Annotated in this window: 11 protein-coding genes and 3 pseudogenes; 11 read left to right on the top strand and 3 right to left on the bottom strand. The window is 32.3% G+C overall.

The features are described 5' to 3' along the window. From C568_RS0126440 to C568_RS0126415, 5 genes and pseudogenes are all read left to right on the top strand, one after another. The coding region (locus tag C568_RS0126440; protein ID WP_018783215.1) for a DDE-type integrase/transposase/recombinase at positions 1-264 on the top strand (264 nt) is incomplete at its 5' end. Between the two features lie 355 nt (positions 265-619). Then, entirely contained in the window at positions 620-1,741 is a 1,122-nt protein-coding gene (locus C568_RS0126430) for a SagB/ThcOx family dehydrogenase (RefSeq protein ID WP_018783214.1), read from the top strand. A 3-nt stretch (positions 1,742-1,744) separates the two neighbouring features. Beyond that, positions 1,745-2,971 carry an MFS transporter gene (locus C568_RS0126425; RefSeq protein WP_018783213.1) on the top strand — a complete coding sequence of 409 codons (1,227 nt, stop codon included), beginning with the start codon at positions 1,745-1,747 and terminating at the stop codon, positions 2,969-2,971. A 79-nt stretch (positions 2,972-3,050) separates the two neighbouring features. Next, a pseudogene (locus C568_RS32175) lies at positions 3,051-3,715 on the top strand (IS6 family transposase). 129 nt (positions 3,716-3,844) lie between these two features. Continuing rightward, positions 3,845-4,723, top strand: a complete 879-nt coding sequence (locus tag C568_RS0126415; protein ID WP_018783211.1) for an Rpn family recombination-promoting nuclease/putative transposase — start codon at positions 3,845-3,847, stop codon at positions 4,721-4,723. A gap of 446 nt (positions 4,724-5,169) precedes the next feature. Here the strand turns inward: C568_RS0126415 and C568_RS0126405 are convergent, their stop codons facing one another. Continuing rightward, entirely contained in the window at positions 5,170-6,330 is a 1,161-nt protein-coding gene (locus tag C568_RS0126405; protein WP_029427808.1) for a tyrosine-type recombinase/integrase, read from the bottom strand. A 353-nt stretch (positions 6,331-6,683) separates the two neighbouring features. On the opposite strand from C568_RS0126405, the gene C568_RS0126400 reads away from it, so the two are divergent. After that, complete coding sequence (locus tag C568_RS0126400; RefSeq protein WP_018783208.1) at positions 6,684-7,667, top strand: ribbon-helix-helix protein, CopG family; 984 nt, start codon at positions 6,684-6,686, stop codon at positions 7,665-7,667. Between the two features lie 198 nt (positions 7,668-7,865). Here the strand turns inward: C568_RS0126400 and C568_RS0126390 are convergent, their stop codons facing one another. After that, the gene (locus C568_RS0126390; RefSeq protein ID WP_018783206.1) at positions 7,866-9,251 is read right to left on the bottom strand and encodes a glycosyl hydrolase family 8; all 1,386 of its coding nucleotides are present in this window, start codon (positions 9,249-9,251) and stop codon (positions 7,866-7,868) included. 697 nt (positions 9,252-9,948) lie between these two features. Here C568_RS0126390 and C568_RS35795 point away from each other — a divergent pair. Next, positions 9,949-10,032 (top strand): annotated as a pseudogene (locus C568_RS35795) (IS6 family transposase); the annotation flags it as partial. Positions 10,033-10,101: 69 nt separating this feature from the next. On the opposite strand, the gene C568_RS0126385 reads toward C568_RS35795, so the two are convergent. After that, a complete protein-coding gene (locus C568_RS0126385; protein ID WP_018783205.1) occupies positions 10,102-11,310 on the bottom strand; it encodes an MFS transporter in 1,209 nt (402 codons plus the stop codon). A gap of 381 nt (positions 11,311-11,691) precedes the next feature. Here C568_RS0126385 and C568_RS0126380 point away from each other — a divergent pair, with 381 nt between their 5' ends. From C568_RS0126380 to C568_RS33750, 4 genes and pseudogenes are all read left to right on the top strand, one after another. Further along, positions 11,692-12,966 (top strand): aspartate aminotransferase family protein, encoded by a 1,275-nt coding sequence (locus C568_RS0126380; protein ID WP_018783204.1) that lies wholly within the window; start codon positions 11,692-11,694, stop codon positions 12,964-12,966. After that, positions 12,963-13,910, top strand: a complete 948-nt coding sequence (locus C568_RS0126375) for an inositol monophosphatase family protein (protein WP_018783203.1) — start codon at positions 12,963-12,965, stop codon at positions 13,908-13,910. Before C568_RS0126380 ends, C568_RS0126375 begins: the two co-directional genes overlap by 4 nt. Next, entirely contained in the window at positions 13,888-14,934 is a 1,047-nt protein-coding gene (locus tag C568_RS0126370; RefSeq protein WP_018783202.1) for a zinc-dependent alcohol dehydrogenase, read from the top strand. Before C568_RS0126375 ends, C568_RS0126370 begins: the two co-directional genes overlap by 23 nt. Positions 14,935-15,151: 217 nt before the next feature. Next, positions 15,152-15,442: pseudogene (locus tag C568_RS33750) on the top strand (DDE-type integrase/transposase/recombinase); the annotation flags it as partial. Positions 15,443-15,549: the final 107 nt, after the last annotated feature.

Here is a 15,549-nt window from a genome sequence, read left to right as displayed (position 1 = left end):
GAATTGAGAAAAGAAAAAAAGATGCCATTAGGCATCCAACTAAGGCAAGTGAAATATCTCAATAACATAGTGGAACAAGATCATCGGTTTATTAAAAAGCCAGTTCGTTCGATGTTAGGATTGAAATCCTTTCGCACAGCTACATCCATTATTTCTGGAATAGAAGCTATGCATATGGTAAAAAAAGGGCAACTTGTTTTACTGGACAAGTCTGTCCAAAATCAAGTGAAGTTCATCCATCAACTATTTGGAATTGCTGCTTAAGACTAGATTCCACTAGGAAACTTTTTGCCTCTTTATATCTTTCCTAAGTATTTGCACCAGAACCGGATTTTAATGATTTTTAAAATTCTGATAATTAATTGATTAATTTTTCCATTTATGTAATAATTATAATGATAGTACAAATAGTAGAAAATCTTGGAGGTGTACATATGAGTATTTTAAAACCTTGTGTTAGTGAGTATCAAACTCGTGTAAATTCAGAACACGGAGAGACTTCACCAACAAAATAAGTAGCTTAAAAAATAAATGACTGACGAAGAAACGTCAGTCGTTTATTTTTTTATACTGATTTTAATTTATATAATATAGTTATATTCAGTTAGGAGATATTTATATGCAATTAAAAACAGCAGAAAATATACTTTATTTTTGGAAAGATGGTCATTTTATGATAGATGATTACATAAGACATGAGCAATATAGCTTAGAACCTTCGATCTTTCCTGTTTTAAATATATTTAAAGAGTGGGTAAGTGTAAGTGAGGCAATAAACGGGTTATTAAATGATAATAGTATAGTATACACACAAGAGCAACTAGAAGAAATAATAGAAACTTTATTAAAAGCTCATATATTAATTAAAAAAGGATCTCCAGAGGAACAAGAAGAGTTTTTGTTATCTAGCTGGAAAGAATGGGGTACTTCAGCTAAATATTTCCATTTTAATACACGATTACTTCATAAGGACCAATATTTAAATGTTAATCAAGATTATGAACGATTATTAGCAAAAAAAGAAAATGCTTTAGCACCTTCTTTGTATAAGATATATGTAGATTCTGAAGAAATACCTTTACCATTACCGAATTTTAATTTAAGTGGTGACTTTCTAAATACACTTTTAAAAAGACAAACTGTTCGTTCTTTTTCGGATGATCCCATAACAGTACAAGAGTTATCTACAATACTTTATCTTGTTTGGGGAGCAAACTCTTGTAAAAGAGATATTGGAATAGGGAAAAACTTGTTTAAAACTAGTCCTTCGGGTGGTGCAAGGCATCCTATTGAAGTATATCCTTATATTTTTAACGTAAAAGGAATAAAGAAAGGTTTATATCATTACAATGTTAAAAATCATTCCCTGGATATAGTAAGACAAGAAGATATCTCAAGTACAGTTATTGATATGGCAGCTGGACAAGAGTATGTAAAAGGAGCAGCTGTTTTATTTTTCTATACAGCTTGTTTAGAACGACCTATGTGGAAGTATAAAAGTCCACGAGTATATCGTATTGTGATGATGGATGTAGGACATTTGAGTCAAACTTTTTATTTAGTAGCTTCTTGGTTACAATTAGGGGCTTTTTTTATAGCACATGCAAATGATGAACTTGTGGAAGAGATATTAGAACTTAACAAAGAGTCTGAGATCGTCTGTGGAATTTCTGGGCTTGGAAATATTAGTCGAGAAGCTGTTAATAAAGGAAGAGACTTTCGATTTAAGGGAGAGATTTAGAGTGTGAATGATTATAAAATTTTATTCAGGAATAAAAATTTAAGCATTGTATTATTTAGTCAACTGGTATTTCAATTAGGTATATGGTTTGGTACTATCGGTAATTTACGGTTTCTACAACTTCATTTGACATCTTCTTTTTTTCAAGCTTTTTTTCTTGTAATTGGTGGGGTTATAGGAGTATTAATAGGACCTTATGCCGGGCGCTATATTGATTCGACGTCTAAAACAAAGGTATTACAATTAGTTGGTATTATGAGAATTATTTCGGTTATATGTATGCTCTTGGCTATCTATACAGATTCTCTTTGGTGGATGCTTGTGTATAGTATTGGTATTGGCTGTTCAGCTTCTTTTTTTAATCCAACGATTCAGTCGATTATACCAAAGATTATACATACAGACCAACTTATAATGGTTAATGCTATTAATGTAAATATTGTAACTTTATCTCGAATATTTGGTGCGGTTTTAGCTGGTGTGTTATTAACTATTGCTCCATTATATACATTGTTTTTAATCGCTTTAATAGCTTATGTTCTTCTATATATATTAAATCAATTATTAGTTGTAAAAGAAGACGATTTTCAGAGAGGAACAGCAAAATCGACTTTTCATTTTAGAGAAATTATTCCGTTATTTCATAAAAATTATTTACTAAAAATGGTTCTTATCTTATCAATTATCCCATTAATTTTCATTTCTGGTTTTAATTTATTTGTAATAGAAATTAGTCATCAAAGTAATTCCTCTATTATGGGTATTCTTTATTTTGTAGAAGGGACTAGTATTTTAATAGCTGGTTTTTTTGTTAAGAAACTTGTAAGACATAGCTTACAACCAGTAAAAATTCTTTTGTTAATTTGTTTTTTTATGGGGATTTCTCAATGGTTACTGTCATTTTCGATTATTAGTTTATCTATTTTTGCATTTGGTTTATTTGGATTAGCTTATGGAATTTTCAATCCTCTTTTATATACTTTTTCTCAACAAACGATACCCTCTGAGCTCCATGGAAGATTTTTTTCGTTGAAAACTATGTTAGATCGAACAGTATTGCAATTATTTTTAGTGCTTATTGGCTTTTTACTAGATTACATTGGATATCAATTGTTAGTAATGGCATTAGGAACGCTAACAATCGTTATAGTGATATGCTCATTTATAATTTATCGATTTCAAATAAAGAAATTAATAATACCAAATCAAGGAATAAATGAAAAAATATAAAGTATCACTAAGGGGATTCTGTTGCAAAGTTTTCGAAACTCAAGTACACTTTGGAAAAAGATGAACGGGAGCGTAACAAATGGGATATTTTAAAGGAAAACAATTCAAACAAGCTACTATTGTCGTTTTTCTTTAAGCTATCGTGATGTAACTGAAATACTGAAGGAACGTGGGGTGTCTGTTCACCCAACAACCATCATGCGCTAGGTTCATGAATATGGTAACCTGATCTATCAAATATGGAAGAAGAAAAAGAAGAACGTACACTTATCTTAGAAACTGGATGAAACCTATATAAAAGTCAAAGGAAAATGGTGTTATTTATATCGTGCGATTGATAAAGAAGGCCATACGCTTGATATTCAACTTCGTAAAAAGCGAGATAATCAGGCGGTATATGCCTTTATGAAAAGATTGGTTAAAACTTTTGGGGAACCAACGGTTCTGATAACAGATAAGGCGCCAGCGTTACTTTGTGCATTTAAAAAGTTAAAGGAGAAAGGATTTTACAAAAGCACTGTTCATTGTACCGTTAAACATATGAATAATCGTATAGAACAAGACCACCGACATGTGAAACGTCGTTTTGCTAGGTCATCGGGATTTCAAACCCTTCGGCATGCTTCTCATACAATAAAAGGCATTGAAACCATTCATGCCCTATACAAACAAAGGCGAAGTCTTCAAATAGGCTCCGCCTTTTCGGTGTATAACGAATTACAGGAATTATTAATGGTTGCATAACCATTTAACAATGCAACCCTAGATTCACTATGTTTTGGGTAACTTTGCAACAGAAACGGGATTTGCATACAAATCGATTTATCTTGTACAATAATACTAAGAAAAAGAAACGACAGGGAGAGGAAACCCATGTCCACAAAATTAGTAAATTTACGAATTGATTTTGCTTTTAAACAGTTATTTGGAACAAAGGGGAATGAAGAAATCTTAATTGGATTTTTAAACGCTATCTTAGAAGAATCTTTAGATACACCTATTTCATCACTACAATTGGAAGACCCACATCTCCATAAGTCTTATGAAGATGATAAGTTATCCATACTAGACTTATTAGCAACACTCGACAATGGAACGCAAGTGAATATTGAGATTCAACTCCGAAATACACATGATATGGTAAAACGCTCTTTATACTATTGGAGTAAGCTCTATACATCCCAAATGCAAGAAGGTATGCCATATCGTTCACTTCGGAAAACAATTACCATTAACTTATTAGATTTCATATTATTTTCTTATGAAGACTCATTTCACACCATCGGACAATTATGGAATTCGAAAACACAACAGGTTTTAAGTGACGATATTGAAATCCATTTTGTAGAGATTCCAAAATTAGTGAAACAATGGCGTGAAGAAAAAGTAAATCCATGGGAAAATACATTTGTCCGTTGGATGTTATTGTTACCAGCCCATGAAGATGAACACTTAACTCAGACATTGGAGGAGATTGCGATGAATCAAGATCCAATTTTACAAAAGGCAATAAATAAATGGGAAAATATGAGCCATGATTCTTCTTTCCGAACAGCTTATGAAGCTCGTGAGAAAGTACTTCTAGATGAACAAGCTAAAATAGCTCATGCTCATGAGGAAGGTAAAGAAGAAGGTAAATTAGCTGAGCGTGCACAATTAATTCGTGGTATGCATAAGAATGGTATGCCGTTAGCAGACATTGCGAAATTCACAGGTCTAAGTACAGAAGAAATCCGAAAGATATTATTATAATGCATGAAATTCAATGAATCCAGCAACTACATTCAAAGAGCCGCTCCTATATCTATTCAGAAGCGGCTCTTTAGTTTTGGTGCAAAAAAAACCTTTCATACCACTTGTCTACTTCCCTTATATCTTTTGAGAATATATCCACATCTGTCAGCATATATATTAAATACAATAGATATGTGAAAGGGTGAGAGTGTGATTTCATCATATTCAATAAGATACATTTTAATAACGGGTAATACTTTTATAAAAAAAGGAATCACTGTATATGCATCTTCTGCGTTCTTTGCTATTGAAAAAATCAAAAAGGAATTAGAACGTCGCTTTTCTAATCCTACAAAAATTGAAGTCTATGCAGTATAAATATTTAAAACAATTAAAAAGGAAAGGTGAAACCAATATCAGTTTCACCTTTCCTTTTTTTGAATTTAATATGTATTAATTACATATTAAAATTCATCTTCACCAATTAAATTCCCCGCATCCTTATCCTTAATTAAACGTTGCTTTAAATAATTTTCTTTTGTCGTTCTATCATCTTTATGACCTACTGCGGCTGCGATAAGATGTGGTGGTAACTCTTTGTAATCGTACAAGTACTGTACATAAAAGTGTCTAAAGAAGTGAGGCGTTATTCTAATATCTTTCGTAAACGATAGCTCCGTATCCTTAATAATCTTTGTAATGTACTGAGATAAATAATTTTCTCGATATGCTGTATGATTTTTAGTTTGAAAGATGGTACCACCATTTTTATTACCTATATTAATAGGAAGTCGTCGGCGCATACGAAAAGCAACAATACGATGAAAAATCTCCTTATTAATAGAAACAATTCTTTCACCATTACCCTTTGTATCTACAGCCAAGTAATACCGATCACGTATTGAATCAAATTCAAGGTTTTCCCACTTCGCATGAGCAACTTCCGCGACACGTAACCCCGTTGTCGCAAGAATAGATAATAAAGCATAATTAATCTCGTTATCCTGATAATAGCGAAGTAACTGCTTTACTTCGTCATAGGATAAATCCCTCTTTGGTTTATGATGCTTGCCTACTGTGGTACTTAATACTTCTACATGAAGTGGCTCCTGAATATATCCGATTCCATATAGCCATTTTAAATAGGAACGAATTACACCTAGCTTTCTACTTATTGTGGATGGTTTGTATTTCTCCTTGGATTGATAGGAAACTGCCTCTTCTGACAACCACCTCTGATAGTTACGGATATGACGTTTTCGTAGATTCCTCCATACACGACCATCTTCGTAATCTTTTACATCTTGCTGCAGAAACTCTTTGCTTTGTTTAATAAAAAAATAGAATTGACTTAGATCACGTGCATATAAAACACGTGAATTATCCTTTATCCGTTTTTCCTTATCAAAATGAGTTTGTCGGTTTAAATAGTAGTACAGTATCTCCTCATCAGAAAAACCATCATACGTTTGTTTATCTTCTCGTTCATTGTTTTCTTTTCTGTGCTCCGCTTTTTTGAGAATATCTTCATTCCAAATTGCAATTATATTTGCGAAGTCATGTTTTTGTTTTCCAACAATTTTTAAAGAATTATCATTATGTAATGGATTTATTTCAAATTTCATCATACATCAACTCCTAACTGAATTACATTCTATTACCATTATAACCTATATACATGTGAAACTAGTTGTGTAAATAAATTAAAATTAATTTATTAGTAAACAAATAATAACTATAGAAAATTGCACATTTTCTATGGTTGTTATTACTTTTCTTTTATTCATTCTTATCCGTTCGTTTTATACTATAGTAAAAATGAATTTAATTATAAATTATATCTAGTTATTAGATGTCTATTTAAATAGTTTACTTTTATTTATGTTATAATAAATTTAAATTATCTATTTTATGAATTATAATTTACATAATAATATTATTTCTTTTATATATAAATGGAATCTTAGGGGGAACGTAAATGCTTAGTATATATGAAATAAATATGACCACGAATGAAGTAAAAGAGTACTTAGATATTAGTCACTTCACATTTAATAATTTGATGAAACAGGGACAACTAAATCCAATTAATAAGGATACATGGCGTTTAGATGGAAGTTTTTTATTTAAAAGAGAAGAGGTAGAGAAATTAAAAGAAGAACTTGAGGTAGAAGGAATTACTCTATATCAAGCAAGCAAAGCGTATCATATCAGTATGTATCAACTTGAAAAATGGATAGAAGAAGGAGAGTTAGCTTGTACTATACAGGAGCATCGTAATCGTAAAACAAAATTTGTAAAAGAAGATGACATCCGTGAATTAGTACAACAAATAGAGCGGAAAAATACGATCTATACATACTCGCAAAAGCATAATGTAGTATTATTACAAAGGTTTATGAAAGGGAATACGTTAGCACGTATTATCTCGATTCCAAAACGTGGAGATATCATACTTCGTGATGAATTTGGGAATGACATGACGTTAGGGGATGCAATAAAAGTAGGATATGAGCCTGTCTATGTTTTATCTGATCAACCGCGAAGTCATCATCAAAGATTTGTGAAATTCCGATTTCCTAAATCTGATCAATTACGAAGTGATATTTTTCGATTTATCGATCTTATATTACAGTATGTGTCTCCGAGAAACTTAAAAATATCAGTAGAAGATGAATTTTGGTATTTTGATATTCGTCAATCTCTAGTATCATTACCATCTGGAATGCAGACCGAATGGATGGATAGTTTAGCACCCTATATAATAGAAGGAAAACTGATACAACGTGTTAATCATAGTGTATATTTAGATAGTAATACCGTAACAAGGCCGGTAACTCTCACACGTAACGAGTATAAATCTATAACAAAAATTGTAGAAGAAACAAACAGTTCCATCGAAGAATTTATTAAAGAAGCAATTCGAGATAGAATTAATCTGCACTTACTTAATCAAAAATAAAAAGGTTCCATTTGAACAATTTTTCCTTTTTCTATGCTGATCACACATCTTTTTCTAGAGTCCTACTATCAGTATGTCCAAGTTTAGGAGATTTACTTGCAAAAGTTTTAGAGTTTTTGTACCAAAGCAGGTTTTCAGTATTCATAGAACTACTCCCAATTATAGAAGTGGGAGTAGTTCAAATACTGCATATGGATTCTATTCCTTATATTCAGACTGAATTTCTGACTTTGTTGGATTTTGTATGTTTTTTTCATCGGGTGTCGGTTTCCACCAATTACCAGTTATGAATAACATGGTCAATAAATTATAACTGTCACTAAAATAGCTTTCTTTTTTATTCTTCATCCAATCCCATCCGTTATTAACCCACGCTTGATTATTACTGTTAGTTGTACCAGCAGCAATAAATGGTGAAACGAACACAGCTGTTGGATAATCACCAATGTTTGTTCCATTTAGTTCATAACCGTCCACAATTTTAGATGGGTTACCTTTTGTTTTATTTTTAATCCACGTAGCGACCTTATCAGAAATCACCTTACTTCTCTTTTCTCCATACATTGCATAATCCATAACAATTCGGAGTGGTACACGACTCGCATTATAGTAGTATGCATCGGTATGTTTTGATTCATCTAAAAAGTCTTTAGGCGCAGGCTGTGGTGGATTTTTTACAACAAAATCAGAAATCAATCCTGTAGTTGGCGAGTATTTATTTGTAAACTGTGAATAAGTATTGTAGAGATTATCAATAACATTAAGCCAAGTTTTATCTCCTGTAAATTCGTAGAAAGCTCTTAAATGAGACATCATCCAATCGGAAGGTCTAGTATCAAATGTACTCTTTGAACCCCAATCACCTAAATTCAAACTATTATTTTGGGTCACATTACTAGCCTTAATACCTTTTGTAATCATATTTTGAGCTTCTTTCAAATAGTTGATTGTGCCATTTGACCCCCATTGCTTATGAGCAATAAGAAGTGAGTAAGCAATGTCTAAATCCCCATCTGTCGCAGAATCAAAATGCCCTTGAGCTTTTTTACTATCGGCTACAACCCAACCCATTAAATTGGGATTTTCGGAACTTTTAAAAGCTCTCGCTGTTTTAAATAAGCCATTATAAATAGTTTGGGCGTTTGAATCATAACCTGCCATTAAAACCGTGATTATCATACCATAACCCTGTCCTTCTGAAGTTCCTAACGGTTTAAAGCCGTCTGCATTTCCTGTAATCTCTCCTTTGACGTAGTAACCACCTGGAAGTGAAGAAAGATCATTCTTTAGATACTTATTTTTCCAATTATTATAATAATTTTTAACTGAAGTATTCAAACTTTCTTGCGAAACATGATTCGGTTTAATAATACCAGAGTAGTTTACTTGCTGTGGAAAGGGTTTCATCTCTTTAGCAACAGCTGCTACTTGAAGAGTGTTTGATGTAGTAGAAGGATTTATTATGTCTCCAGTATTTCTTAATGAAGTGTTGTCTAAAACCTCTGCAGCAGTACAATTAGTATAACTTGCTAAACCTATACCAAATGCGGATATAAAAGTGAATATCTTTCTTTTTCGGCTCATTTTTCGGCTCCTTTAAAAAATTAATTTTCGTAAAGTACAGAAACAATCCTATAATTCTATGAAATTTACTTTACTAATACATCAACTTTGATGTACTTTTCATCTTTGCTCAATTCCATTTTACAAATGATATATATAGGTTGTATTTCTAGGTAGTTTTCGTACAGAGCGGATACAATTACTCCTGATTTAGTAGTTTATATAAGAAAGTAAAATCACCATATTTATGTGTCTTAGCAAATACAATTGAGTTGAAATTTTAGATAAAATGGGATGTGATTTTATATAGCTCTCAAAATTTACTGTTGTTTGCTTTCCAAGATTTTTTGATACTATTTGTTACGGAAATTTTTCTTTGGGAGGAGAATCCACATGTAAATTTGAGTCACTTACACCCAATGCCATTGTTCATGCCACCACAACAGCCAATAATAAGCTAAAGGAACTTTTCAATATAATCACCTCCTAAAATGTATTTATATAGAAAATGTACCGTTTTTTGGTGATTATTGAAATAGTCTTTAATATTTTTCAAAAGATGTCTGATTTTATGTTTTTTACTATCTTTATAGGAATATGACTGACCGAGCATGCTCTATAAACAAAAAGGAAACACCTAAGCTACGGTTCTGCGTAGGTGTTTCCTTTTGCATAATGGTTTTTTATATTGGACTACTTACATCTTGTTATATAGAAAAAAATGGGGCAGGTTGATTTACAGAATCAGTCTGTCCAAAACCAGAAAAAGTTCATCCACCAAGTATTTGGACTTATAGTATAAAATACGATTCCACTAGAAATCTACTATTATCCATGTTCTTCTTCATAAATTTGCATCAGAACCCTAAATCTAAATTTTATGATTATTATCATGTTCTCGTATAACTGATAAACGAGTATTTCCCAAAATTTGAATTCCAATTATCAATATTAACATTATTAACATTATACAGGCAAATAGCCAAAAAGTAATTTGAGCAGGGTACTTATCCATACTCTGTCCTATAATAATTGGAATTAATGAGCCACCAAGACCGTTGGTAGCTAATAATATACTGGTTGTCTTTTCTGTTTGTCCAGGAAAATATAGGTTTGTGATAATTAAGGCAATCGCAAACATTGCTGCCATAAATAACCCCAGAAAGAAGCATAGAAAGAAACCCAACCAAACATTTCCACTAATGGCTAGCAATATAAGTACAATTAGGCCTCCAATATTAATTAAAAGTAAAAACGTGTTATAGGTAAGCTTTTCAGAGATAACACCTGTTAACGCACGCCCTATTACCATTGCCATCCAGTAAACAGTTACAGTCAGTGTTGCAAGAGAATTAGGGACTTCCCACTCTTCCATGAAAATTGAAGGCAAAAAATGAACAATAGATACTTCGCTTCCACCATAACAGAAGAAATATATCGCAGAAAATGTAATGATTAAAAACGTCTTTTTAGTATAAGAACCAGTTGTTTTATTAACAGATGTATTAGTATTGGTATTCTTTATAAGAAATTCATCGACTTCACCAAAAGACAATACCTTCCATCCGAGCATAACTAAAAATGAGCTCAATCCTAATATCAAAAATGCATATTCCCAAATACCCTTACCTATAAGTACGCTGGAGAAAAGTGGCATGAATAGTGCACCTAATCCAAACGCAACTTCTAGTTTACTCATTGCTGTGGCTTGTTTTTCTTGAAATGTAACTAAAATGATTGTGCCAATACAAGATTCCGCTAATCCAGCTCCATATCCTGCTAATCCGACTAATGGAAAAAGAAAATACCAATTTGGTAGAAAAAATGTAAAAAGCTCAAGACTAATCATAATTAAACCCAGGAGAACTACATTTTTACGTCCTAGTTTTCTAACTAGAATAGGCATGCTAAGTACACCAAGTAAAAAACCAACAAATTGACCAAAGATGAGTAAACCACCATTACTATAATTTTGCTTATAGTGAATTAGAATTTCAGGTAGCATTGCACCAATGATAACTAAGGTAAAAGCGATTAACATGTACGAAAAGAAGCTTATCCAAAGTAAACGTTTTAGCAACTATTTCTCCTCCTTATTAATAATATATTTATTGTTTAAATCAATTGCATATAATAAACCTCTAATATCTAGATATTACCAATATTATTATATAGAAAAAATTAAAATTTCAAAATTTAAATTTTTAATGTTAACAATTTTTAATTATACTACCTTTTTTTATGATTTTTTTAAAAATTTTGTATTTTTTATTTTCTCAACATAATTTACCTTAATTTAACTTGTAGTACGGATATTTCACATTATATTATGAGACTGTTATTTAATAACAATTTTCAAATTGTGGTGCATAGTAAATACAGTCATAATCCATTATTAGTTAGGTTGGGCCCCCTAACACATAAATTTTAACATTACTAAAATAATAGGAGTGTTGTAAAAATGAATGGTAAAGTTAAAAGTTTAACAAACCCTGACAGTCTGTATTACAAAGTAGACAATGTCGTTATGGAGAGAGGGGAAGGTATCTACCTTTACGATCAGGATGGAAATAAATATTTTGACTGCGCATCAGCTACATTTAATTTGAATTTAGGATACAGCAATAAAGAAGTGATTGATGTAGTAAAAAATCAAATGGATAATCTTATTCATGTTACTTCATCTTATCAAACAGACCCTGTAAATAAATTAGCCGAGAAACTTGTTGAAATTGCTCCTAGCAATCTCACAAGGGCACACCCAAAAGTTAGCAGTGGCTCAGCGGCGAATGAAGGCGCTATTAAAATGGCACAATACAATACCGGGAAACGTGATGTTATTTCTTTATTCCGCAGCCATTTGGGACAAACATATATGATGTCAGCCCTTTCAGGAAATGCTTTTCGAAGAGAACCATTCCCACCTCAATTTTCCTTTGGATTGCAAGTCCCAGATCCTTATTGCCTGCGTTGTTTTTACAATCAAAAATCTGATTCTTGTGGAATGTTGTGTGTCGAGAGAATTAATGATTTTATTGAATATGCAAGTACAGGGAATGTTGCAGCTATTATGGTTGAGCCGATATCAGGAAATGGAGGAAATATTGTTCCACCTAAGGGATATTTCAAATCGTTGAAAAAATTATGTGAAGAACACGATATTGCATTAATTTTTGATGAGATACAAACGGGATTTGGTAGAACAGGTAAAATGTTTGCTGCTGATTACTTTGATGTACAACCTAATATGATGACAGTAGCTAAAGGTTTAGGTGGAACTGGATTCCAAGTTGCAGCTATCCTTACTGAAGAGAAGTATGTGGGTATGCCTGGTCACCATCATTCTTTTACTTATGGATCGAATGTAATGGCATCTGCAGCAGCATGTACCACAATTGATATATTACAAAGACCTGGATTTTTGGAAAATGTGACTGTGGTTGGAAATTATATTATGGAACGTTTAGAAAAAATGAAAGAAAGATTTAAGTTTATTGGAGATGTAAGAGGTGTAGGTTTAATGATTGGGGTTGAAATAGTAAAAGATAATAATGAACCTGATGTTGAGCTTACAAATCATATTGCAAAACGTGCTATGGATCATGGCATAATTATCAGAACATCTAGATATGGATACGGAAATGTGTTTAAAATTCGTCCACCCCTTACTATTACTCTAAGTGAGGCAGAAGAACTGTGTTATAAATTAACTCATCTATTGGAGGAGATCAAGTGAAAACCTATATTATTGAGTTAGGAAAATACGTATATAATAAGGTGAAAAATCAAAAGGGAACTTTGAAAAACCGTATAGTTAATGGGTACTCTCCAGGTGGAGATGCACAGTTTAATATTGATACTGCAGCAGAAAATGCGGTCCTTGATTATATATCAGATAAGAAAGAATCTGTTGCATTCTATACTGAAGATGGTGGTCTTAAGATTTTTGGAGAAAATCCACAATATATTTTAATTGTAGATCCAATTGATGGTACTCGTCCTGCAGCTGCAGGACTTGAAATGTCTTGTATTTCTATTGCTCTAGCAAAATACAAAGACAATTCTAAAATTAAAGATATTGAATATGCGTTTCTAATGGAACTTAAAACAGGTAATTATATGTATAGTGATATTTTTTCAGATTCTATAGAATTTGAAGGCTATAATAGCCAATTACCAAACTTAAGCCAGGGCAAAGACATTAAGAATATGTTTTGGAGTTTTGAGTTTAATGGTCATCCTACTAACTTAATGATTGAATCTTATGGACATCTAATCGATGAGTCAGCAAATAATGGTGGCGTATTTATATTTAATAGTGCATCTTATTCTATTTCACGAATTATTACAGGTCAAATGGATGCATATGTAGATATCGGGAATAGACTTCTAAAAGATTATCCAGATTTGTTACCAGATTTTCAAAGAGTAGGAAATGGTCAAGTCTTACACCTCTTTCCATATGATATAGCTGCCAGTGTGTTTCTAGCGAAAAAAGCAGGAGTTATTATTACTGACGCATATGGTAATTCTTTAGATGAAACTCTTTTAACAGATCTCAGTTATATTAACCAGCAATCATGTATAGCAGCTTCTACCAAAGAATTACACCAAAATTTATTGGAACAAATTAATTGGAAAGGGAGCGAGGAAAAGTATGAAGGCATTGGTATGGACTGAAAATAAAACATTAGAATATAAAGAGGTGGAAGAACCTCAAATACAAAAAAATAATGACGTAAAAGTCAGGATTTATGGTACTGGGATTTGCGGGACCGATTTGAATGTACTAAAAGGGAAGATGTATGCTGCTCCAAATATGGTTATGGGACATGAATCGGTTGGAGTCGTAGTGGAAATAGGGGAAGAGGTTAGAAATGTAACCGTAGGAGATCGTGTCGTAATTGATCCTACTCAGTTTTGTGGGAAATGTTATTACTGTAGAAAAGGTTTAACATGCTATTGCGAAGAGTTCGATGAATGGCAGTTAGGAATCGGTTCTCATGGGACTTTTGGAGAATATTATGTTGGAGAAGATAGATTTATTTACAAATTACCTGAATCAATGGAATGGGAGAGAGCTACATTAATTGAACCTCTTTCATGTGTCCTTAGCGTTATAGAAAAAGCTAATATAAAACCAGATGACTCCGTTCTAGTTTTAGGGTCTGGACCGATTGGACTATTAGTTCAGATGATTGCTCGAAAACTTTCTAGAATTACAGTTGCCACAGAAATTGGTCCCTTTAGAACAGAAGCTGCACGAAAAATAACCAAATATGTATATCATCCGCAAAAACTCACCTTAGAAGAAATCTACCGGATTAATCAAGGAAGAAAGTTCGATGTAATTTTTGATGCCATAGGTAATCAACTAGACTGGGCATATCCGCTTATTGAAAAAGGTGGAAGGCTTATTCCAATGGGGTTTGATGATACCTATGAGTTCAAAGTTAAACCGTTTGAATTACTATCAAAAGGAATTACAATTATTGGAACCGGAGAAGCACATCATATGATGGAAAAGGCTTTATCCTGCGCTATAGACCTTCCAGAATTATCGAATTTAATTACGGAAAAAGTAGCACTTGAAAATTTTGATACAGCTATTGGTAACTTAATGGGGTTTGATCCAACTACTAATGAAAGAAAAGATATTAATTCCATTAAAACAATTTTAGTCTCTGAACCCAATCGTATCTAAGAAATATTAACCGGCTATTTGTTTTATAAATTCAATGAAAATAATAATTTGCCTTCCCGCTTTTATCTCATCATCAGGAGCATCTGGATACCCAGCGAGTTTTATATATCGACCTTTTAAAGAGTAGATCAATAGATTAAAATCATTGTTTTGACTACTGTACAAATTTTAGATGAGAATTTATCAATACTTCAATTTGGATTTTCATATAGTCCATTTCAAAGCGCCGGCATTACTTTGCGTATTTAACAAATTAAGAAAACAAGGATTTTATCAAACTATAATCCATTGTACTATCAAGCATTTAAACAATCTTATTGAACAGGATCATAGGCATGTAAAGAGACGTTTTGCTAAATCCGCAGGATTTCAAAATCTTCGTCATGCCTCACGTACGATAAAAGGTATTGAAACCATTCATGCTCTATATAAACAAAGGCGAAGTCTTCAAAGAGACTCCGCCTTTTCAACGTACAATGAACTTCAACAATTACTAGCTACTTCTTAAACATTTCTCCTCATTTACCAACCTGTTTGTGCTTTTTTCAAACTTTACAACAGAACCCTCTGTTTTATCTTAAAGCTAATTATTTTTTATAAATTATGGAACAAAAT

It is taken from the genome of Bacillus sp. 95MFCvi2.1, from assembly GCF_000374965.1.
GTDB classification, from domain to species: Bacteria; Bacillota; Bacilli; order Bacillales; family Bacillaceae_G; genus Bacillus_A; species Bacillus_A pseudomycoides.
Note: the sequence above shows the minus strand (reverse complement) of the source record. Positions and strands in the feature narration are given on the sequence as shown.